We start from the raw sequence: 20,888 nt of genomic DNA on the forward strand, positions 1-20,888 counted from the left end.
CTACTTGACAGGGAATGTATCAAAGATTCTAGCGTTTTATAATGAGGATTGGTACTAACACTCGATGACAAATTGCTAATTCAGAGATTAAGTGATAGCAGGACATTATTAATAGATAATGTCTAATATTTGTTTTGTTGGGGATAAACAGGGTAACTATTACTCTGGGGCTTATGTACCATCCTCATTTCTTAATGATAACAGATATCTTAAAAAATTTTAAGTCCTAAGACATATCTTGAATAAAAATATTAGATATTGTAAATTAAAATTAAAAAATATATAAAGTATTTAAAATAATTATAGTTTATTTAATATTTTAGCAGTGTCGCTATAATTTATAACATAAAGTATAATTTATGTTATTCTTGTAGTCTGATAACACATATGAGGTGAGTAAATGGATGTTAGAATAATTAATACTAAAAATCGAATTCAGACCGGTTTAATTACCGTAGTAAAACAAAAACCACTCTATCAAATTAAAGACAAGGATATTATTAATAAAGCTGAAATATCAGCTGCTAGTTATTATAAGTATTATCGAGATAAAAGTGATGTGTTAAGAGATTTAGAAAATGATTTAATTACAGAATACAAGAAAGCTCTATTTACAGACAGTCAGGGCTGGCTTTCGCTTAAGTATGGTCCTAATAAAAAAGAGATTAGCGAAAGAATTGATAAAAATATTTCCAATCTGATTAATTTTGTCTCTGATAAAAAAAGTGTTATCACCATTCTTATTTCTAGAAATGGAGATCCTGCTTTTAAAGCTGAAATGCTTGAATTAACCACTCAAGTTATTAAGAAAATGCTTGTTCGTTTCTTTCAAATATATGGACAAATAAGTCGATTAGATGGTAAAGAGTTTAAAATAGATATACTTTCAAAAAGGTATGCTCATTCATTTTTAGATTCTCTTTTTTTCTGGTTAAATCATTTCGATAAAATGACATTAAATGATGTTAAAGCAATGATAAAAGACATGATTTTACGATCTCCGTATGATATATCTACTCATGATCTCAATAATTAACTTTCAAGTTTCAGCTAATAATAAAAAGAACTAATATAGTGTCAGATTATGAATCGACGAATTCAAATTCCGACACTTTTTACTTTACTCAAAATTGAAAGTTGGCTTCCACATCTGAATGGAAAAATTTATTGAACAACTAATCAAAAAAGACGTTCGTCTTTCGACGAACGTCTTCAAAACTAAAAGTTAATTACATCTAGCATATTAGCTTAGCAATTATGTCAAAATTAACCTTTCAAAATTAGTTAAAGTTTACAACCTTAACATAGCGATTTCTGTTAACTCTGTACATTCTGTTGCCTCTAATGTTCATAGCTGAACCGTAAGTAGTGTGACGTGAGCCTTTCTTCCAAGTACCTTCGCTCTTTACACGCTTACCTTTGTTGTTGTAAACGTATGAATTGTGCTTCAAGCTTCTTTGAGTACCGTCTACATTACCTGAGTTGATGTACCAGTCATGAGTTGCTGACACACGGTAGTACTTCTTGCCGTTTACAGTTACAGTACCATATACAGGAACTTCACTGTATGCGTGGAGAGTATCTTGTGAAGTTACACGTGGACCTAACTTACCGTCCTTGACTTCATAAGTGTAAGCTGCGTGCATGATAGTAACAGTACCAGTTTGTGCAACTCCATTGTTAGTATTGTTAGTGGTTTGACCACCCTTAAGGTCTGAAGCCTTTACCCAGAAGTTTGCTGATGGACTTACAATTCTATAGAATTGTTCATCTTTACCGTTAAGCTTCTTAGTAACTGGTGAACCGTAAACAACAAGTTGAGTACCTGGGGTTACAGTTTGACGGAAGTTAACTAAGTTAGCTTGAGTCATAGCACCATTTTGTTCGGTGTAAATGTTAGTGTTGTTTACAACAGTCTTAACTTCGCCTCTAACGTCAGTTACGATAACTGGGACAGTAGTCTTTGTTGTCTTACCTGCTTGGTTAGTTGCTGAAATAGTGATGCTGTATAAGCCATCCTTAGTCCAGTCAACATTGTTGTTAGATACAGATACACTGATACGGCCGCGCTTAGTTGCGTTTTCCCATGCGCCAAAGTAATCAGTTGGTTGGAAAGTACCTGAGTCATGTTTCATAATAGTCAAAACGTGACCATTTACTGGTGCCCAACCATTACCAGTGTTCATAAGGTTAGCATCACTTCTGAAGATAATTACAGGAGCAGCTGAGTCGCTGTAGTTAGTGTTTTGGAATACAACACGTACTGCGTTACCACCATTAGTGTTCAAGTCAACGTGGAAAGCCTTGTTACCAGCAGTGATCTTACCATTGCTGTAAACACCTTGCTTAGTTAATTGTGAGATGATGTTAGCATCATTAGTTGCTGAGCCATCACCCCAAACGTACTTGTTCCAGTCATCTTTACCAAGAGCTTGGAAAGTACCATTTGCTTGATCAGAACCTAATGAAACAAGATTCATAACTGCAGTCTTCAATGAAGAAAGATCGGTTACAGTAGCTGAAACATTTGCGCCTGCATAGATAGTACCGTTGTTGGCATATGCACCTTCATTAGCAAGAGCGCCATCCTCATTAGCACGTAAGTATACGTTGCCTGCTTCAATTGAGCCAGCAGCTTCATGGTAGTTAAGACCGCCTTGAGTTGGATCAATCCATGCCTTAACAGTAGCACCATTTGATTGAGTATATTCAACTGGAACGTAGCTAACTGATCTGCCACTAGTAGAAACAGTAAATGCTTCCTTCATGTTAAGCACTTTAAGTTGCTTGTTGCCACCTAAGTTAGCTGGTAAAATAGTATATGCTGAGGTACCATCTACATTACTGTAATCACCGTGGCTGTTCTTAGTTGCCTTTGAATATGCTTGTACACCAGCAGCATTTGCGTTAATAGTAAATGCACCCTTCTCAGTTACTGGCTTGTTGCTTGATGCACTGATAGTAGTATCAGCAGAAGCAACTGAACTTAAACCGGTAGCAGCAACAGGGGCAACTGCGAGTAATGCAGCAGCAGCGCTAACAATTCTTAAATTTTTCTTCATGTGGTCTTTTCCTCCTTAAAATATAAAAAATGTAATAGGCCATAGGTTCAGCATGTGATAGGAGCCTATAATGTACAAAATTCTTCGAGACAAGATCCACGAGTTTATAACTCTCGCGAGGTAGTAGTCTTGCTGAAGGATCAGCATGCGTACAGGCATCACGCCTGAAGCACGTCCTATTACTTACCACGCTTCATATTCTACTAACCTATTTCTAAAAAAGCAAGTTCTAAACTCTATTTTTTTATTTGTAATAAATATCTATTGTTTCCTTCACAATTAGTTCACTTCACAAATACTTATATATCAATTATTATCGCAACTTCTCAACATTCTTAATTTACTAAGTTAGACATTTTTTACAATAATTTGACAGAGATTGTAATATTAATATGAAGGAATTTATTAATTAGAATAACTTTTAGTCTAATATTCACTTTTCTTCTGTCCAGACATTTTTTCAATTTCAGTAATATCCTGTGCAACTTCCAAGCATCCCAGATATTTGCCATCTTCATCATGAACAGCATAATACCGCAAATAAAGTTTCCGTCCCATTTTTCTTGGAGTAAACCAGTAAGAAATCTCCTTCTTTTTACCATCATGAAATTCTTTAAAGATTTTCTCAATCACCGGCTTACTCTCAGGCGTATGGCAAGAAAAGACAGAATTGCCAATTGCATTTTTTGAATGAGGAAAAATCTGTGCACCTCCACCAAAGTAAGCAACTTTATCGTCCGCATCTACAAAAGTCAGTGCAAATGGCAATATATCCAAAATAGCGGACAACTGTTTCAGATTCAGTGAACCTTCTTTGAAGTTGATAAACAAACTAGAAAGATTATCAATTCCGATTGGACCAGTTGATTTCGGCTCTTTCTTAGCATGCCAATTCATTGGTGGATTGATCAAAGTATAGCCAATCTGCTTTTCTTCCTGCTTCACATTATCCCAGTCAGCCGGCGTAGCCACTTCATCAATCATCGGAATCATGATGTCCTCTTCCTTGAAGATCATCTCTAGTACCTCATAGCTAGTCTTTTTGATCGTTTTAACGAGCTTAGCAGCGTCTACTGGCTCTTCATTGGCTAATTGAATAGCTTGCTTGATTAGTCCCCTGATCTTATCATCAACGCCCCACATAACTTGAGGTGGTGCTGTAATGCCATACTTAGTCATCAATGGGAAAAGCGAAGTCTCTTTTCTAGCATAATGTTTGTCAATCGTACTCAAGTCAGTCAATGCTTGTTTGATTTTAGCCAAAGTCTCTGTAGAATGATCTGCTTTCCATTTTTTCAAATTGGGCAACAAAAAATCATTAATCAACGACTTAATCACTACGTTTTCCTGCTTCAACGTATTTACAGGATGTCCCGGCATTGCAAAATCAGGATTTTCCTTATTTTCTTTGATATTGCCCTTAAAAACGTCTGCGTGTACGTTGCAGAGGTATTGAATATTGCAAGGATCAAGTCCTTGAGCAATTAATTCACGCTCAGCTGCTGTAATTTCAGCCACATCTACCTGGTCAAATTCATCTTGAAACATCTTCTTGGCAGTTGCAAAATCGCCACCATTTTGGATATAATGCAAAATCTTGAGAAGTGCAGCCTGTCTTTCTTTGCTTAAATCTGTCATTATTCAATCACCTTGTAACCCTTCTGCTTGAATGCCTGCTTGATTTTATTTAAATCTATCTTCATCGCTTGAGCACCCAGTGGGATCGTCATTACGCGCCCTACTGTATTTAACAACCCTGGAATCTTAATACGGGTGAAGCCACAATCATACATGATTTGAACAAAATCAGGATATTCATCCGCCAATTTTTTAATCGGTACGGAAAAGTCAATGATTTTTTGTTGCTGCTCAGTAGCGTCAATTTCAGCCTTTTCTCCTGGATTGTCTAACATCCCCAACTGCCGTTTAGCCGCCAGCGTCATTCGTTCTGGCGACCAAACTGGATACCAGACTAGCTGTACGTCACACTCATTAATCCCATCTACTGACAACACAGCTTTTTGAATCTGCTCTTGCAAATAACTGGATAAAGGACAGCCGCTAATAGTCAGCGTCATTTTTACTGTAGCTTTTTTACCTTCAATATTGATGCCATAGATTAAACCCAAGTTGACGATATCCACCTGCAATTCTGGATCAATGACTTTCTGCAGGGCCGTCATAATTCGATCGACTAACTCTATTTTTTCTTCTTTCATAATTTTCTCCACTAAATAAAGGTAATTGTAATTATGTTTTACAACTACCTTTTATTCTATCGCTCTAATTTATCCCAAATGACAACTTTGCCTGCCTTCAGCGACTTAGGCACATCGATGATTCGCTGGTTGCTTGAGCCTCTAAATTGCAAAGTTAAGTCTTTCTTGGCTTCTAGGAAACGCCCATCAACCAGGATATCGATCTTAGACAGCATCTCTTTTTTATCTGGCGTTTCTTTTTGCAATTCATTCCAGGTATAACCAGACCAGGACCAGATATCTTTGCTATGACCAAATTCTTTACGTACTCGGTTGATTATTTTTAAACAAACCCAAGTATTTAGAAAAGGTTCACCACCTAAAAGCGTTAACCCTTGTACATAAGATTGCGACATATCTTCAATGATTTTGTCTTCTAGCTCTTGCGTATAAGGTTGTCCATAGTTAAAGTTCTGTGCCGCTAAATTGTAGCACCCCGGACAATCAAACAAGCATCCCGAAACGTATAAACTACAACGTACGCCTTCACCATCAACAAAATTAAATGGTTTATAATCCGCAACTTTATGCAAGCTGTAATCTTCCGATTTCCATTCTTGAGGTTGGGGATTCTTAGGCAACTTTTTCATCCGCAAATCGCGCTTAGCTTTGCGCACTTGAGGACGATATTGATTAGCATCTACAAAAATCGTATCGCCATCTACGTTGATTTTTACCAAATTGCTGCGGATATCAGGGCCTTCTTGATCATTTCTATCTTTCTTCGGCATTTTCCTTGATTTCCTCTTCTGCTTCTTGGTGCATCAAGCCAACTGACATGTGTTTTACTCTATGAGCAATTTCCTCATGACGACCATGAACCATTGGTCTCTTTAATGGGTTGCCGAGATAACCGCATGTCCGCTTAACACAGTCACAAGTTCTAGGATCATGGTTGCCACATTGTGGACATTGAAAGCCCTTGGCAGTAGCCTTGAATTCACCAGCAAAACCACACTTGTAGCACTTATCGATTGGCGTGTTAGTGCCAAGGTAGCCCACTTTGTCGTAAGCCCAGTCCCATACAGCCTCAAGTGCTGCAGGATTTTGCTTCAAGTTAGGGTATTCACAGTAGTGAATAAAGCCGCCAGCTGCATATTGTGGGTAATCTTTTTCAAATTCCAGTTTTTCAAATGGAGTTGGGTGCTTTCTAACATCATAGTGGAATGAGTTAGTGTAGTATTCCTTATCTGTGATGTCTTTTACCTTGCCAAACTTAGCCGTATCCAATCTGCAGAAACGATCAGTTAAACTTTCACTTGGTGTTGAGTACAGACTGTAGTGGTAATGGTTAGGATCGTCCTTTTCCCACTTAGCACATAAATCATGCATCTTCTTCACGATTTCTACAGTAAAGTCGTGGGCTTCCTGGTTGTGTTCCCAATCAGGGCCAAAGAAGACAGTACCCACTTCATAAAGGCCAATATAGCCTAGAGAAACAGTAGCACGACCATTCTTAAACAGCTCGTTAACGTCACCATCTTCTGCCAAACGTTTACCGAAGGCACCATATTGATAAAGGATTGGTGCATTAACCGGCTTGGCTTCAGTTACACGATGAGCCTTAAACTGCAATGCTTCATGGCAAGTTTGCATTCTCACGTTGAAGATCTTCCAGAAGAGATCCATATCACCATGGCTTTCCATTGCAATTTTTGGCAAGTTGACAGTAACTACGCCTAAGTTCATTCTGCCTGAGTTGACTTCCTTGCCATTCTTGTCTTTCCAACCTTGCAAGAATGAACGACAACCCATTGGACACTTGAATGAACCAGTAATCTTCTTGATCATGTCATAACTCAATACATCTGGGTACATCCGCTTAGTAGAACACTCAATAGCGAGTTTTTTAACATCATAGTTAGGATCACCCGGGTGAAGGTTAAGACCTCTCTTAAGAGTAAATAAGAGCTTAGGGAAGATCGCAGTTCTGTGCTCTTTACCCAAACCAGCAATTCTAATTTTCAGAATATCTTTCTGAATTTCCTTTTCAATCCATGAAGTACCCAGACCAAAGCCTAAGCTAGTAAATGGAGTTTGTCCTTGACTAGAGAACATCGTGTTGATCTCGTATTCCAGGCTCTGCATGGCATCATAGATGTCCTTCTTTGTCCGTTTTTTAGCAAAAGCCTTAGCTTTTTCTTCGTCATCAATTAATTCTTGAGCATCCTTTAAGTGCTTTTCGTAATTCTTTTGAGCAAAAGGTGCCAAAACTTGATCCGCACGGTCAAATGAACAACCACCATATTGACTTGAAGCAACATTGGTAATAATCTGTGCAACCTGACTAGTAGCAACACCAATAGAGTTAGGACTTTCCATGTAGGCATTGCCAATCTTAAAGCCGTTGGTCAACATTTCTTTAAAGTCAATCAAGCAGCAGTTAGACATCGGTGAAAGCGGCGTGTAATCCAAATCGTGCCAGTGGATATCACCACGCAGGTGAGCCTTAGCGATATGTTGTGGCATCATAGTCAAGCCAACTGTCTTACCCACCGTACCTGCAGTCAAATCACGTTGAGTACTGAATACGTCACTATCTTTATTAGCATTTTCGTTAACAATGGTTGGATCTTTATGAACTAAGCGTTCCAAACGGTTCTTAGTATCGATCTGCTTTTCCCATTCAGCAACGTCGTGCTTGCGGTAAGCAATATAAGCTTTAGCTTCATCAAGATAACCTAATTCATTCAAACTATCTCTAAAAGCAGTCGCAACATCTTGTGCTTTGACTACATCTTGTGTAGCTAATTTAGCAGCAATTTTTTCTAAAACTGCAGTTGCGGCATCATCTAGGTCTAAGTTATGCAAGACCATTTTTAATTTAAAAATTTCAAAAGGATATCTTGCCCCGTCACGTTTAACGATGGTTGTAGGCAAAACTAATTCATTCTCTTCCTGTTGGTTAAATTCCTGTTTAAGCATAATCATCACTCCAAATATCGTATTTAAATGATATCATAAACACAACATCTTGTATTCTGTTCAAATATAGATGAATATATCTTGTATTTAGCAAAAGTGCATTAGCTTGGGGGATGCAACAGGGCAATTTTATTTTCAAAAAAATTTCAGCAAAAAAAGCTCGGAACTTCATACGAAATTCCGAGCTAATTTTTTATAAATCTTTTACTATTTATCTAACTTAGCATTTTCTTCTTTAAAGATCTTGCCTTTGTTAACTTCATAGTAAGTCTTGTAACGCTTGTAGTAGTTATGGAACATGTACTTCATCAATAACCAGCGTTTGAAGCTCTTATCTTTATCATAAAAGACAGTTGTACCGTAACGACCTTCACGAATCAATTCGTCAGCTTTATCTTTTGACTTATTTTCAAAAGCATATTCGTTAAAGATCTTCTTAGGAACACCAAGCCATAATTTATATTTTGATTCAAGCTTGTTGCCATAAACAGTATCTTTGTTCTTCAAAGCATCTTCTACGTAATCATCAATATACCACTTAGCCAAGTTGTAACCATTCAAAGTTACATAGAAGCTTGAACGACCTTGACGCAAATTGATTTCAAAGAATTTAAATTCTTTGTCTCTTGGATCATACTTAATATCAAAGTTAGCCATTCCAGTGTAGTTTAACTTTTCAAGAAATTGTTGTACTTGTTCATATAACTTTTCGTTATATTCAGGCAAGATAGCCATATAGTTACCAATTGATTGTGGAGTTGGGTCTTCAAGCAATGGGTGACCTAAGCACATCATTTTAACTTGATGATTCTTATCAACATAAGCATTCAAAGTTCTCATGTTAGAGTCATCACCGGGGATAAAGTCTTGTAAAATCAAATCAGCCTTATAGCCATGAGTATAGATCTTAGTTACGATATCCTTAAATTCTGCTTTGTCTTGAATGGCAAAAGTCTTCTTACGACCTTCGAATTGGCAATTAAGCCATGAAACTGGGTCTTCTGGCTTAAGTTCTACTGGGAAGTCAAATGGCACATCCAAGTACTTTTCAGACTTGTAATCATCCATAGTGATGATCTTGGTCTTAGGATATGGCAAACCATACTTTTCAGCAGTCTTGTAGAAGCCTTCCTTAGAGATTAAAACTTCCAGCAAGTCATAATCAATGTAAGGAACGATGAAGACTTTGCTTAATTCTTCCTTATGCTTAGCTAAAAGCTCTGCATAGCCATCCCCACAAGCGATTAAGATTACAGGTTCTTTATGATCCTTGTAAATTTCCATCTTTTTATGCATAACATCCATAAAAGTTGGGTCTGCACTAAAACCATGGTGCAATTCCACATCAACAATGCTTGAGTAACGCGTTGCAGCAAGTTGAATGTCAGCTAAAGCCTTAACCTTAATACCATAAGCTTCGTTAAATGAACGAGCCATACCATACACATTAATGTCACTACCAAGTAAAATTGGCGTAAATTTCTTAGTCATTATTCTCAATAAACCTCTAAATTAAAGTAATTTACCTTGTTTAATCAAACTAGCAACTTCAGGTTGAACATGTTGATACTTCTTGACTGTGTTTTCATAGTCAACAAAGAACAACTTGTACCAAACAAGGAAGGTGTAGATAGTCCAGATTTGTCTTCTGTGTGATCCATCGCCTTCGTAGTTGTCGTCAAGCAATTTGATAATCTTTTCTTGATCGAAGATATCATTGACGAATTCTTCTTCAAATAAGCTACGAACTTGTTTGTAGAAGCGTGGTTCCTTAAGCCATTGCTTGATTGGCGTTGGAAAGCCAAGCTTTGGACGTTTTGCCCATTCGTCTGGCAAAACTTTTTCTGAAGCCTTACGCAAGGCATACTTAGTATCATGACGGTTGACTAAGTACTTAGTTGGAATTGAGTTAGCAAGTTCCGCAATCTTTTTATCAAGGTATGGTACACGAACTTCAAGTGAGTGAGCCATTGAAATCTTATCAGCTTTTTGTTCAATNTCATAAAGTGGTGCAAATCAATATATTGCATTTGCTTAACGTTATCGATGCCCTTAACCTTCTTGAAGTCTTTTTGATAAATGCCATTAACAGTCAATTTATTACGGTAGGTTGGTTGCAAAATACTATTAGCATCCTTAGAAGTAAAGATGGTTGGGTAATCCATGTCATAGATAACAGATTGACCAACATAGAATTCACTTGGTTCAGCCAAGTTAGTGTACATGTGAACTTTCCCTGGGAAATTAGGCATCTTCTTGATCTTGTGAGCTAACTTAATTTGCTTCTTCTTAGGCAATTTCTTAAGTTCGCTAGTAAAGATCTTAATCAAATCATTGTGAGTGTGCATCCCGTAGTTAACATAACCAGCAAACAATTCATCGGCACCTTCACCAGAAAGGGCAACCGTAACGTGCTTACGAGCTAATTTACACAAGTACCATAATGGAATAATTGATGGGTTGGCATCTGGTTCATCCATGTGATATTGCATCTCTGGGAAATCACGCATGGCTTCATCTGCATCAACCTTGTCACTAAAGAACTTCCAATGGTTAATATCTGATAAAGCCTTGGCCTTAGATGCTTCGTCATAAGTTGAGTCATCAAAACTTACTGAGAAAACGTCATCTGGATCAAGCAAAGTAGTCAAGTATGATGAGTCAATACCTTCTGACAAGAATGCTCCTACCTTAACATCGGCGTTTCTGTACAAATCAACAGTTTCTTTCAAATCATCGTTGATTCGCTTCAAAGTTTCTTCAAAGCTTAAGCTATTTTCTTTATATTCTGCATCCCAGTATTGGTGAGTCTTCATTTCACCATCTTTATATTCAAACCAGTGACCTGCTGGGAATCTGTAAACACCCTTAAAGAAGGTTTCCTCCAAGTCATTGTATTGGTTCATTAAATATGGCTTAACAGCTTCAACGTTCAATTCACGCTTAAACTTTGGAAATTCCAAGAAGCTCTTTAATTCTGAGCCTACAAGCAAGTGTCCATTTTGGTTGCTGTAGTACATTGGCTTAATACCAAAGAAATCGCGTGCGCCGTAAAGCGTCTTATTGTTGTCATCCCAAATAAGGAAGGCAAACATACCACGTACACGCTTAAGCAGGCCATCCATACCCCATTCTTCATAACCGTGAAGCAAAACTTCAGTGTCAGCCTTGGTAGTAAAGACATGTCCTGCTTTAATCAACTCTTCTCTTAATGGCTTAAAGTTATAAATTTCACCATTAAAGATAATTGCTCTGGTTTTATCTTCATTGTAAATAGGTTGAGTACCACCACGAAGGTCGATAATTGACAATCTTCTAAAACCAAGGGCAACCTCATCATTAGTGTAGTAACCGTCGGAACTAGGTCCACGGTGCTTAATTGTTGCCATCATTTTTCCAATGACAGCTTGTTTTTCATTTATTTTTGGATCATAAAATGCGACAATTCCGCACATAGTTAAACTTCCCCTAAGCTAATCTCTCTAAATTTACTTGTCTAATTTCAAATTTTTACTTTAACTTTTTTATTATAAGCTAAAGACTTGTAATAGCCAAATAGCTTTACTCTTCCTTAAATTAAATAAAGTAAACTCGACGTCTTGAAGCTGCTCCATAACCAAAGGCTTGAATTCTATGCCGCTTCAAGTCGACATTTACAATATAGCCCGCGTATTCATTTTTATGGTCAATCTGCCGATTCAAATTCTTATTAAACTTCGTTGTTAATGAATGTTTTGGCCCCATTAAGGCTGAGCAATTAAACAGAATATATTGAATACCATTAATCCGATATTGATCTTCACGGTGACGATGACCACAGAAGTAGGCAATAATACGAGCGTTTTTTACATGAGTAAAGTCAAAATCGTTGGACAAGCGAAATTCGGCTGGCACATCATTGCTAGCATGCATCCGGCCTTTTTCATGCTGGTTAAATGCTACCAGCAATTCATTCAAAGAACGACCATTGTATTTAAGAGCATTGCTGCCTTTGCGATTAATTGGATTAGCATGGCTCATAAAGATGATCTTTTTATCAGAAGATCTAGTTAAAATCTCGATAATCTCTTCAATTTGATCTTCACGTACAGCCAAGGTAATCTTGGTATCATATCTCTTCTGCCCTTTGCTATTTAAAACATAAGGCAAGTCCGAAGTATTAACCGAAATAACTCGAACATCATCAAAGTCAAAATAAGCAACACCATGTTGACGTGAAACGTAGTGAATGTCTTTTTGACGGTACATGTCGGGCCACATGATATTTTCAAATTCATTCTCTGGGAATGATGCCCGCAAGTCATGATGCTCATCAAATTTATCATTTTCATCATGATTGCCCTTAATACTCAAATAAGGTACTTTAGTTGACTTAAATGAATGATTTAATTTGATCAGTTCACTTTCACCAATCAAACCAGCATCGGAGCCATCAATCCAATCGCCTAAATGGGCCTTCATGTTCAATAAACCTGAGTTTTCCAAGTAAGAAAACTCCTGCACATGTTGCAAGCCATTCCAACCATAAAAGTCAACACTATCTTTATCCTTAAAGTGGGTATCAGTAATTACACCAATATTGATTGAATTCTTTCCCTGACGAATGTGCTTCTTAACTTCGTTGGTAAAATTATCTAAATAATTTTCAACCAAGTAGCGGCGTCCCGTCTTCTTGTTGTTAAAAGCACGAAAGCGTCCGAGTTCTGCGCTATATTTACGTACATATTCAGGAGCAAGATTTGGCGTCTTTTCAGAACTTAAAGCTTGATGCAAAACACCATCTTTATCTTGATACACAGTTAAAACAAAGCGCTTGCCACCCGGAGTGCCATCTTCTGCACCCACATGGTATTCACCAATAGTAGTATATTTCTGCATAGGATCGAGCAACTCACCATTTTTACCCATAGATGAACGCTTTTTTGCTCCTACAATCTTGTCAACTATCCCTTTTGTATATTTAAATAAATGCATTTTTTCGCCTCAAAGACAAAAAAAGCTGGCTAACACGAACCGACTCAAATAATTTATGCGTTGTGTGCTAAAGCATAAGCAGCAAGGCCTATTGACAAAACAGCATCTTTAGATAATACTTCTTGCAAGTCTTTAGCAGCAATTGATTGAACTGCGCCAATAACCTTCAAGCTGTAAACAATCACCCGATAATCAGTAGCTGGGTCATATAAATCGTCTTCATATGGATTTTCGTGGTTATAGGTCAAGTTAATTTCATCCTTATCAACATAACCATCTACGTGATTGGTCAAGATACGGTCATGCAAGTCAGTCAACTTATTTGCCATCTTGATCAAAGTTAATTTATGATTGCTTTCTGCTTCGTAGTATTGTTCTTCGGTCATATCGAAGTAATCTTTAATCGGATTATTTAAAACGTCCAAGTTATCAATTACCTTGTAAACAGCTTCAGCGTTAAAGTCTTGTTCACCATTTAAAATTTTGTCTTGTGATAAGGCTAAATCATCAGCCAACATCATGGTATCTAACTTTTCCATATGGACCTCCTCAAAATTCAACCCTAATTATAGCAAAAAAAGCTCTCAAAGCCTTCTTTTCACGCATAAAAATAAAATTTCTTAGAAAAAAATCGTCTTTTTTTGCGTAATAAATAATGTAAGGTAAAAATATACTTAAAGGAGAAGAATACATGAGTAGTGAAGAAACTATCCAACGTTGTCCTTGGGGTGAAGTCAAAGATAAAACTGTCCAAGAATATCACGATCATGAATGGAGCAAATTGAACTTAAATGATCAATACCTGTATGAAATGCTGATACTAGAACTTTTCCAATCAGGCCTTAGTTGGAGCACAATTTTACACAAGCGTGAGAACTTCAGGAAAGCTTTCAAAGGATTTGATGTAGAAAAGGTAGCACAAATGAATAATCATGATGTAGAAAGTCTCATGCTAGATAAAGGTATCATTCGCAATCATTTGAAAATTAATGCAGCTATTAAAAATGCACGTGCTGTTTTAGCAATCAAGGAAAAATATGGCAGCTTTGCCAAATATTTGCAAAGCTTCGTTCCAACACAAATCATGCATCATCCCGAAACCATCGATGATGTTCCAGCCTCAAATGATATTTCTAAGAAAATATCTAAACAAATGAAAAAAGATGGCTTTTTCTTTGTTGGACCGGTCATCATTTATTCCTACTTGCAAGGGATTGGCTTAATTAATGATCATTTAGATCGCTGTTCATTCAAGTATCATGCATGAAAAAGCGAAGACGAGAGTCTTCGCTTTATTTTTATTCAAATTAGGAAATTAAAAATTAAACCAGCTTCTTACGGATCCAACCAGAAATCCAGTCAATAATAACTACCATGATAATAATACCTAATAAGATGATACCAACACGATCCCATTGACGGTATTGCAAAGCAATGATCAATGGGTAACCGATACCACCAGCACCTACCAAACCAAGGATAGATGCAGAACGGATAGAAACATCGAACCGGTATAAAGTATTAGAAATCAAGGCTGGCATTAAGTTAGGCAAAGTTGAAAACATGATTACGTGGAACTTAGAACCACCAGCTGCGACAACAGCTTCATTTGGTCCTTCTTCCAAGTTTTCAATAGCTTCTGAGAATAACTTAGCCAGCATCCCTACTGAGTGAAAACCTAATGCCAAAACACCGGCAGCAGAGCCTGGGCCAACTGCCTTAATAAACATCAAGGCCAAAACAATTTCTGGGAAAGAACGGATAATTGCCAAAACGATCTTCCCGCTTCTTGATGTGTACCAGTGCTTATGACGGGTATGTGCTGCCCAGAAGGCAAATGGCAATGAAATAATTGCAGAAATAAAGGTACCCAAGAAAGCAATACAAATAGTTTGCCATAATTGAGAAATCAGGTCTTCGCCTGAACCGTTATAAACATAGCTCCAGTCTGGATGGAAAATTCCTGCAAAAATAGCTCCGGCAATTTGACCAGCTGTTGCCTTAATTCCACCAAAGTTAATCCCAGTGAATGACCAGAGAATAATTACAATTGTCGCAATAGCAATCAACCAGTGAATGGTTTGCTTCTTACGGTCAACGGGTTTAGCAGGTAATTTTTTCATTGAAGTATCCATTATTTCATTAACGCCTCCCGTGACTTAGATGAAACATAGTCGATCAAGACAACGACTACGATAATAACGATGATAATAGTACCAGTTTGTGCATAGTTGAAGACTTGTAAAGTCTGTTGCAAGTTAAGACCAATACCACCAGCACCGATATAACCAAGGACGGTTGATGCTCTGACGTTGATTTCAAATGCATACAAAACATATGAAATGAAGTACGTCATAATTTGAGGCATAACTGCATAGTGAATAATCTGCAATTTGTTGGCACCTACAGCAGTCAAAGCTTCAATGGGACCGGGATCAATTGTTTCAATTGCTTCGTAGAAAAGCTTAACAACTACACCAAAAGTGAAGACAGCTAAAGCTAAAATACCGGCAACTGGGCCAATACCAACAATGGCAACGAAGATCGCACCTAAAAGCAAATCTGGAATAGTTCTAATAATGTTCATAATTACACGTAGAACCCCAGTTACAGCTTTATTTTTGATGATATTACGGGCAATCAATAATGAATAAATAAACGCAATAATTGAACCGATTACCGTACCTAAAACGGCCATTTTAATAGTTTCAATCAGCTTGGGCCAAACAACGCTTAAATAGCTCCAGTCTGGATGTGACATTTGTACAAAAATGTCAGAGAATTGACTCCAGTTTTCAAACAAAACACTAATGTGCGTGTTAGTGACGTTGATTGAGATAAATAATCCAGCAACCATGATGATTGTCCAAACTAAGTTCATAATTTTGAACTTGCGTTTAGGCAATTGCATTGATTTTTGTTCAGGCATTATTCTGCCTCCTCGCTGCCGTCGCCACCATTGTAAATATCAGTGAAGACAGACTTAGGAGTATCTTTCATCTTGCCATCGTAAACCACTTGACCAGCACGAATACCGATTACTCGCTCACCAAATTGTTGAGCTAATTCAATACTGTGCAAGTTAGCTACTACAGTCATGCCGTATTTTTCATTAAGCATCTTCAAGTCGTTCATGACTCTTACTGAAGTTTGTGGATCAAGTGATGCAGTTGGTTCATCGGCTAAGATGATCTTAGGATTTTGCATCAATACACGTGCAATCGCAACACGTTGTTGTTGACCACCGGATAGTTCATCAGCACGCGTATAAACTTTGTCGGCTAAATCGACCTTTTGCAAAGCTTCATAAGCCTTTTGCTTATCTTCTTTGCTAAATAAGTTGAAAGTTGTTTTCCAAGTTGGATAGTATGCAACGCGGCCTACTAATACGTTGCGTAAAACGCTAGAACGCTTAACCAAGTTGAAGTTCTGGAAAATCATGCCGATATCGCGACGTAATTCACGCAGATTTTTGCCTTTAGCACTAGTAATCGACTTGCCATCAATCAAAATGTCGCCCGATGTAACGTTATGCAAACGATTGATTGAACGAAGCAAAGTAGATTTACCAGCACCAGACAATCCAACAACTACTACGAATTCGCCTTTGTTAATTGTTAAATTGATGTCCTTCAAGCCGACAGTACCATTGTCATATATCTTGGAAACATCTTTTAATTGGATCATTGGCTTATCTGCCATTTAATCGTTAACTCCCTTAATTTGATTTATTATTTTTTAGTTGATTCAACAATCTTGTCGTATTTACGGATAATGTTGAAGTCACTGTCTTTTGCGTAGTCGTAACCTTCGTGACTATATACGCTTTCGATAACCTTGCGGCCTTCCTTAGATTTACCTACAGCGATGAATGCCTTAGCAAGCTTCTTACGGAATGACTTAGACATATTTGGAACTACTGAGATAGTGTCGTTAGGAATTGGCTTAGTGAAGGAAATAGGAACAACTTCACTCATAATCTTAGGGTTATCCTTCTTAACAATGTTACGTGCATCTTCAAATACGAAGGCTGCATCAGTATCGCCGTTTAATACATTCAAAACAGCTTGATCGTGACCAGTTACAGTAACTAACTTGCAGTCCTTGGTTACGTCTAAGCCCTTTTGCTTAAGTTCAGCAACTGGGAATACGTAACCGGCAGTTGAAGTTGGGTTTTGAACTGAGATTGATTTACCCTTCAAATCTTTCCAGTTCTTAATCTTGGAACCCTTCTTAACAAGGATTTCAGCACGGTAACTCTTTACTAAGTTCTTAGTTGCTTTACCACCTGGTTGCTTGACACCATAACGTTCAGCTTGCAAAAGCAAGTCAGCAGCGCCTTGTTTATGAGCTAAAACATAACCATCTGGTGGAAGGAAACCTACATCAACTTTCTTTGATTTCATAGCTTCTACAACGGTGTTGTAGTCAGTTGACATAGAAACGTGAACAGGAATACCTAATCTCTTGGAAAGCATCTTTTCAAGAGGCTTAGCACGAGCTTGCAACTTAGTTGCAGCTTGACTTGGTACAAATTGAATAGTTAATGACTTTGGGGTGTAGCCATCTTTAGAGCTGCTGCCCTTGTTTGAACAAGCGGTTGCAACTACCGCTACGAGAAGTGCAACTACTGCTACCAAGATTTTTCTAAATCTTTTCATTATGTTCCTCCATGAACAAAATTAGTGATAAAACAAACAACTTAACGTCATAAAAAAAGACTCAATTAAAGATCATCAAAGACGATCAATAATTAAGTCTATTTAATAGCGTTATTATCAATTAAACGAACAGAAAAAACGTCTTCACGAGTGGAAGACTTACCCACGGCAATAAACACATCATTAAATTGTTTTAATCGCATAAGCATCATCTATTTCCACTCCCTTTCACGCTTTACGTTCATTTGTTAAAATAATACCAAAAGCATTCGGGTTTCATCAAGGTATTTTGCAAATTTTTTCATAAAAAAATCGTTAAATACAAATTCCTGTATTTAACGATTAATTTTATTAAATTAGTTCTTCTTCATAGTTGGTTTAACTGGATTATTAGCCATATCAGTCTTAACGATTAAAACATCAGCTAAGGCATGTTGGTTGACATATTCAGTAACTGAACCCATAAGCATTCTTTCAACTGCGTTAAGACCAGTTGCACCCATTACGATTAAGTCATTGTGGTGATCTTTAATAAAGTCGTAAGAAATAATGCGTTTAGGACTACCATAACGAATGTGGTAATCAACATCATCAAAGTTAAAATTATCGTGAGCCCATTTCTTCAAACTCTTCAAGTATTCTTCTGAATCTTGCGTCATTTGATAAATAGTATCGCCAGAAATCAAAGTATCTTGCATTTCACCCATAAATTGACGTGTATCAATTACATTTAACACATCAACATGAGCGCCATCTCTTAAGCCTACACGAACGGCCTTGTCAAAGGCTCTTTCAGCTGATTCGGAACCATCTACTGGAACTAAAATGCTTTCTTTTTCCTTTGCCAATTTTATTCATCTCCTATAAATTGCACTAATATTTACTAAGTCTTATTTTAGCATAATTTTGTAAGCTGTTACTTTTTAATAATTGTTTGAGTCCTTTTTTGTTGTTACAATAATATGCATGCAAATATTTAAAGAAGGGAGAGAATTTTTTGACTACTCAATTAAATAATCAATTAATCGGCATTACTAGCGGCCGCAACTTTCGCGAACTTGGAGGTTATAAAACCTTATCTGGAAAGAAAATCAAGATGCATAAATTGCTTAGAACCGGTAATTTAGCCGATCTTTCACCATTTGATAAGCAATTCTTAACTGACTATGGCGTTAAATATGATGTCGATTTCCGTAGTAAGGAAGAAGTCGACAGACAGCCTGACCGTGTGCCAGATGGTGTTGAATATATTTATGATCCAGTTTTCAGTGAAGACTTAACCAACTCATCCAAGAGTTTAAATGACTTGAATAAACAAGCTCATGACGATGCAGACTTTGGCTTTAACCATATGCACTACGCATACGAAGATATGATCGAAAGTGATTCTGCACAAAATGCTTACCGTAAATTTTTCGACGTTCTGCTCAAAAATGATGTTGATGGCGAAAGCGTAATTTTCCACTGTACTGCTGGTAAAGATAGAACCGGCTTTGGTGCTTTGCTTGCACTTAGCGCATTGGGCGTACCTTTTAGCACTATCAAAAAAGACTATCTTTTAACTAACATTACAACTAAGGACTTCGTTGAGAGCATGATTGAACACGCACGTCAAAATGGTCGTAATGAAAACGTACTACAGTCTATTCGTGATATTCAAAGCGTTCGTCCTGAATATATCGATCATGCTGTTAAAGTTTTAAATGACGAATATGGCAGCATCAATAATTACTTACGGGACGTAATGAAGCTCTTAAGTGCAGACTTAATTGAATTACGTAACATTTACCTTGAAGACTAATATTTAGTCTTCTTTTTTCTTGGCAAATTTTTGTTCCAAGAATGAATAAATAGCATGTGGATCAGTAAAGTTAAACACTTCACGCAACTCATTAGCTGGCGTATCAGCTAAAAAGTTCATTACAGCAGCTAATAGTTCAGCTTGTCCATCAGGATCATTGTCCAGCAGCATAAATAAGAATTTCACTTCTAAAGCCTGACTTGGATTAATCATATTGTGAAAGACAACCGGATTTTCTAACGAAACCGGCACAATTAGGCGCGTATTAACAAATTCGCCTTCTGTATGCGGAATAGCAATATTTGGAATACTTTTCCCTAAAGTTGATGTATCTAAGCCAGTAGGAAAATTATGCTCCCGTTCAACAATATGTGATAAAAAATTTCCTTTTACATAACCACGCTCAAGCAAATTATCATAAACTTCTTTTAACACTAGGTCTTGCTTAGTCTGATCCGTTACAAAAACTGCATCAGAAGCAAAAAGATTTTTAGTATTAGTCATTGGATTTTTCCTTCCTAATGTGGAATTAACATTTTCACCTTAAGTTAACAAGACGTTTTTTTCAACCAAAAAGATGGTAAAGTTAACTTATTATTTTGTAAGGGAGAAAATTATGGCAAAAACAAAGACTTTATATTTTGGTGCTGGCTGGTTTAATGAAAAGCAAAACAAAGCTTATAAAGAAGCAATGGATGCTTTGAAATTAAATCCTACGGTTGATTTAGAAAACAGTTATGTTCCGCTCGATAACCAATACAAGGGTATTCGCGTTGATGAACATCCTGAGTACTTACATGACATCGAATGGGCTTCTGCTACTTATCATAATGATTTAATCGGTATCAAATCTTCAGATATTATGTTAGGCGTATATTTGCCTGAAGAGGAAGATGTTGGTCTAGGCATGGAACTAGGCTATGCTTTATCCCAAGGCAAATACATCCTTTTAGTTGTACCAGACGAAGATTATGGTAAGCCGATTAATTTGATGAGTTGGGGCGTTTGCGATAACGTGATCAAAATGAGCGAATTAAAGGACTTCGACTTTAACAGACCTCGCTTTAATTTCTACGACGGCGCTGTATATTAATTAAAAAAAGACCAAATTAAATGACCCTTTGCTTAATTACTTGCAAAGGGTCATTCTTTATAAACATTTATCATGTAATTTGGATCTTTCTACATATAATTCAATTTCAAGTGA

At 37.1% G+C, this 20,888-nt stretch carries 18 protein-coding genes and 2 pseudogenes; 4 read left to right on the forward strand and 16 right to left on the reverse strand.

Translation table 11 applies throughout. From position 1 onward, the window contains the following. The first annotated feature begins 400 nt into the window (after positions 1-400). Positions 401-1,036: a TetR/AcrR family transcriptional regulator C-terminal domain-containing protein gene (locus FC57_RS07185; RefSeq protein ID WP_007126984.1), complete on the forward strand. Its 636-nt coding sequence runs from the start codon at positions 401-403 to the stop codon at positions 1,034-1,036. A 244-nt stretch (positions 1,037-1,280) separates the two neighbouring features. On the opposite strand, the gene FC57_RS11285 is transcribed toward FC57_RS07185, so the two are convergent. The 10 genes and pseudogenes from FC57_RS11285 to FC57_RS07230 all read right to left on the reverse strand — a co-directional run bounded on the left by FC57_RS11285 (position 1,281) and on the right by FC57_RS07230 (position 13,758). Further along, positions 1,281-3,062: an SLAP domain-containing protein gene (locus FC57_RS11285; RefSeq protein WP_007126985.1), complete on the reverse strand. Its 1,782-nt coding sequence runs from the start codon at positions 3,060-3,062 to the stop codon at positions 1,281-1,283. 426 nt (positions 3,063-3,488) lie between these two features. Then, positions 3,489-4,700 carry a DUF438 domain-containing protein gene (locus tag FC57_RS07195; RefSeq protein WP_007126986.1) on the reverse strand — a complete coding sequence of 404 codons (1,212 nt, stop codon included), beginning with the start codon at positions 4,698-4,700 and terminating at the stop codon, positions 3,489-3,491. After that, complete coding sequence (locus FC57_RS07200; protein ID WP_040530121.1) at positions 4,700-5,281, reverse strand: iron-sulfur cluster assembly protein; 582 nt, start codon at positions 5,279-5,281, stop codon at positions 4,700-4,702. The genes FC57_RS07195 and FC57_RS07200 overlap by 1 nt, the downstream gene beginning before the upstream one ends. A 56-nt stretch (positions 5,282-5,337) precedes the next feature. After that, the gene (nrdG, locus tag FC57_RS07205) at positions 5,338-6,051 is read right to left on the reverse strand and encodes an anaerobic ribonucleoside-triphosphate reductase activating protein (protein ID WP_007126988.1); all 714 of its coding nucleotides are present in this window, start codon (positions 6,049-6,051) and stop codon (positions 5,338-5,340) included. After that, a complete protein-coding gene (gene nrdD, locus FC57_RS07210) occupies positions 6,035-8,245 on the reverse strand; it encodes an anaerobic ribonucleoside-triphosphate reductase (protein ID WP_040530124.1) in 2,211 nt (736 codons plus the stop codon). The genes nrdG and nrdD overlap by 17 nt, the downstream gene beginning before the upstream one ends. Before the next feature lie 207 nt (positions 8,246-8,452). Then, positions 8,453-9,736: a carboxylate--amine ligase gene (locus FC57_RS07215; protein WP_007126991.1), complete on the reverse strand. Its 1,284-nt coding sequence runs from the start codon at positions 9,734-9,736 to the stop codon at positions 8,453-8,455. Positions 9,737-9,913: 177 nt separating this feature from the next. Continuing rightward, positions 9,914-10,243, reverse strand: a pseudogene (locus FC57_RS11290) (asparagine synthase-related protein); the annotation flags it as partial. Position 10,244: 1 nt separating this feature from the next. Continuing rightward, positions 10,245-11,700, reverse strand: a pseudogene (gene asnB / locus FC57_RS07220) (asparagine synthase (glutamine-hydrolyzing)); the annotation flags it as partial. Positions 11,701-11,821: 121 nt separating this feature from the next. Next, the gene (locus FC57_RS07225) at positions 11,822-13,219 is read right to left on the reverse strand and encodes a metallophosphoesterase family protein (RefSeq protein ID WP_007126993.1); all 1,398 of its coding nucleotides are present in this window, start codon (positions 13,217-13,219) and stop codon (positions 11,822-11,824) included. Positions 13,220-13,272: 53 nt separating this feature from the next. After that, positions 13,273-13,758 carry a hypothetical protein gene (locus FC57_RS07230; RefSeq protein WP_040530127.1) on the reverse strand — a complete coding sequence of 162 codons (486 nt, stop codon included), beginning with the start codon at positions 13,756-13,758 and terminating at the stop codon, positions 13,273-13,275. Between the two features lie 152 nt (positions 13,759-13,910). Here FC57_RS07230 and FC57_RS07235 point away from each other — a divergent pair, with 152 nt between their 5' ends. Next, positions 13,911-14,486 carry a DNA-3-methyladenine glycosylase I gene (locus FC57_RS07235; RefSeq protein ID WP_007126996.1) on the forward strand — a complete coding sequence of 192 codons (576 nt, stop codon included), beginning with the start codon at positions 13,911-13,913 and terminating at the stop codon, positions 14,484-14,486. Between the two features lie 55 nt (positions 14,487-14,541). Here FC57_RS07235 and phnE (FC57_RS07240) read toward each other — a convergent pair whose 3' ends face one another. From phnE (FC57_RS07240) to FC57_RS07260, 5 genes are all read right to left on the reverse strand, one after another. Next, positions 14,542-15,354, reverse strand: coding sequence for a phosphonate ABC transporter, permease protein PhnE (gene phnE, locus FC57_RS07240; protein ID WP_007126997.1), 813 nt, complete (start codon positions 15,352-15,354; stop codon positions 14,542-14,544). Beyond that, entirely contained in the window at positions 15,354-16,148 is a 795-nt protein-coding gene (gene phnE, locus FC57_RS07245; RefSeq protein ID WP_007126998.1) for a phosphonate ABC transporter, permease protein PhnE, read from the reverse strand. The genes phnE (FC57_RS07240) and phnE (FC57_RS07245) overlap by 1 nt, the downstream gene beginning before the upstream one ends. Continuing rightward, the gene (gene phnC, locus FC57_RS07250) at positions 16,148-16,921 is read right to left on the reverse strand and encodes a phosphonate ABC transporter ATP-binding protein (protein WP_007126999.1); all 774 of its coding nucleotides are present in this window, start codon (positions 16,919-16,921) and stop codon (positions 16,148-16,150) included. The genes phnE (FC57_RS07245) and phnC overlap by 1 nt, the downstream gene beginning before the upstream one ends. A 29-nt stretch (positions 16,922-16,950) precedes the next feature. Further along, positions 16,951-17,880, reverse strand: coding sequence for a phosphate/phosphite/phosphonate ABC transporter substrate-binding protein (locus FC57_RS07255; protein WP_007127000.1), 930 nt, complete (start codon positions 17,878-17,880; stop codon positions 16,951-16,953). A 356-nt stretch (positions 17,881-18,236) separates the two neighbouring features. Continuing rightward, on the reverse strand, positions 18,237-18,728 hold the full coding sequence (locus FC57_RS07260; protein ID WP_007127001.1) for a universal stress protein: 492 nt from the start codon (positions 18,726-18,728) through the stop codon (positions 18,237-18,239). 149 nt (positions 18,729-18,877) lie between these two features. On the opposite strand from FC57_RS07260, the gene FC57_RS07265 reads away from it, so the two are divergent. Continuing rightward, positions 18,878-19,681 carry a tyrosine-protein phosphatase gene (locus FC57_RS07265; RefSeq protein WP_007127002.1) on the forward strand — a complete coding sequence of 268 codons (804 nt, stop codon included), beginning with the start codon at positions 18,878-18,880 and terminating at the stop codon, positions 19,679-19,681. A gap of 3 nt (positions 19,682-19,684) precedes the next feature. Here the strand turns inward: FC57_RS07265 and FC57_RS07270 are convergent, their stop codons facing one another. Beyond that, positions 19,685-20,185 (reverse strand): PTS sugar transporter subunit IIA, encoded by a 501-nt coding sequence (locus FC57_RS07270; RefSeq protein WP_007127003.1) that lies wholly within the window; start codon positions 20,183-20,185, stop codon positions 19,685-19,687. A gap of 112 nt (positions 20,186-20,297) precedes the next feature. On the opposite strand from FC57_RS07270, the gene FC57_RS07275 reads away from it, so the two are divergent. Then, complete coding sequence (locus tag FC57_RS07275) at positions 20,298-20,774, forward strand: nucleoside 2-deoxyribosyltransferase (protein WP_040530130.1); 477 nt, start codon at positions 20,298-20,300, stop codon at positions 20,772-20,774. The last annotated feature ends 114 nt before the right edge of the window (positions 20,775-20,888 follow it).

The organism is Lactobacillus ultunensis DSM 16047, assembly GCF_001436305.1.
In the GTDB taxonomy this organism is placed as follows: Bacteria; Bacillota; Bacilli; order Lactobacillales; family Lactobacillaceae; genus Lactobacillus; species Lactobacillus ultunensis.

What these genes read in the sequence shown, in the direction of transcription:
- FC57_RS07275 (WP_040530130.1), top strand. Translation starts at nt 20,298, where the DNA reads ATGGCAAAAACAAAGACTTTATATTTTGGTGCTGGCTGGTTTAATGAA.
- nrdG (WP_007126988.1), bottom strand. Translation starts at nt 6,051, where the DNA reads ATGCCGAAGAAAGATAGAAATGATCAAGAAGGCCCTGATATCCGCAGC.
- FC57_RS07255 (WP_007127000.1), bottom strand. Translation starts at nt 17,880, where the DNA reads ATGAAAAGATTTAGAAAAATCTTGGTAGCAGTAGTTGCACTTCTCGTA.
- phnE (WP_007126998.1), bottom strand. Translation starts at nt 16,148, where the DNA reads ATGCCTGAACAAAAATCAATGCAATTGCCTAAACGCAAGTTCAAAATT.
- nrdD (WP_040530124.1), bottom strand. Translation starts at nt 8,245, where the DNA reads ATGCTTAAACAGGAATTTAACCAACAGGAAGAGAATGAATTAGTTTTG.
- FC57_RS11285 (WP_007126985.1), bottom strand. Translation starts at nt 3,062, where the DNA reads ATGAAGAAAAATTTAAGAATTGTTAGCGCTGCTGCTGCATTACTCGCA.
- FC57_RS07215 (WP_007126991.1), bottom strand. Translation starts at nt 9,736, where the DNA reads ATGACTAAGAAATTTACGCCAATTTTACTTGGTAGTGACATTAATGTG.
- FC57_RS07230 (WP_040530127.1), bottom strand. Translation starts at nt 13,758, where the DNA reads ATGGAAAAGTTAGATACCATGATGTTGGCTGATGATTTAGCCTTATCA.
- phnC (WP_007126999.1), bottom strand. Translation starts at nt 16,921, where the DNA reads ATGGCAGATAAGCCAATGATCCAATTAAAAGATGTTTCCAAGATATAT.
- FC57_RS07270 (WP_007127003.1), bottom strand. Translation starts at nt 20,185, where the DNA reads ATGACTAATACTAAAAATCTTTTTGCTTCTGATGCAGTTTTTGTAACG.
- phnE (WP_007126997.1), bottom strand. Translation starts at nt 15,354, where the DNA reads ATGGATACTTCAATGAAAAAATTACCTGCTAAACCCGTTGACCGTAAG.
- FC57_RS07235 (WP_007126996.1), top strand. Translation starts at nt 13,911, where the DNA reads ATGAGTAGTGAAGAAACTATCCAACGTTGTCCTTGGGGTGAAGTCAAA.
- FC57_RS07225 (WP_007126993.1), bottom strand. Translation starts at nt 13,219, where the DNA reads ATGCATTTATTTAAATATACAAAAGGGATAGTTGACAAGATTGTAGGA.
- FC57_RS07185 (WP_007126984.1), top strand. Translation starts at nt 401, where the DNA reads ATGGATGTTAGAATAATTAATACTAAAAATCGAATTCAGACCGGTTTA.
- FC57_RS07200 (WP_040530121.1), bottom strand. Translation starts at nt 5,281, where the DNA reads ATGAAAGAAGAAAAAATAGAGTTAGTCGATCGAATTATGACGGCCCTG.
- FC57_RS07195 (WP_007126986.1), bottom strand. Translation starts at nt 4,700, where the DNA reads ATGACAGATTTAAGCAAAGAAAGACAGGCTGCACTTCTCAAGATTTTG.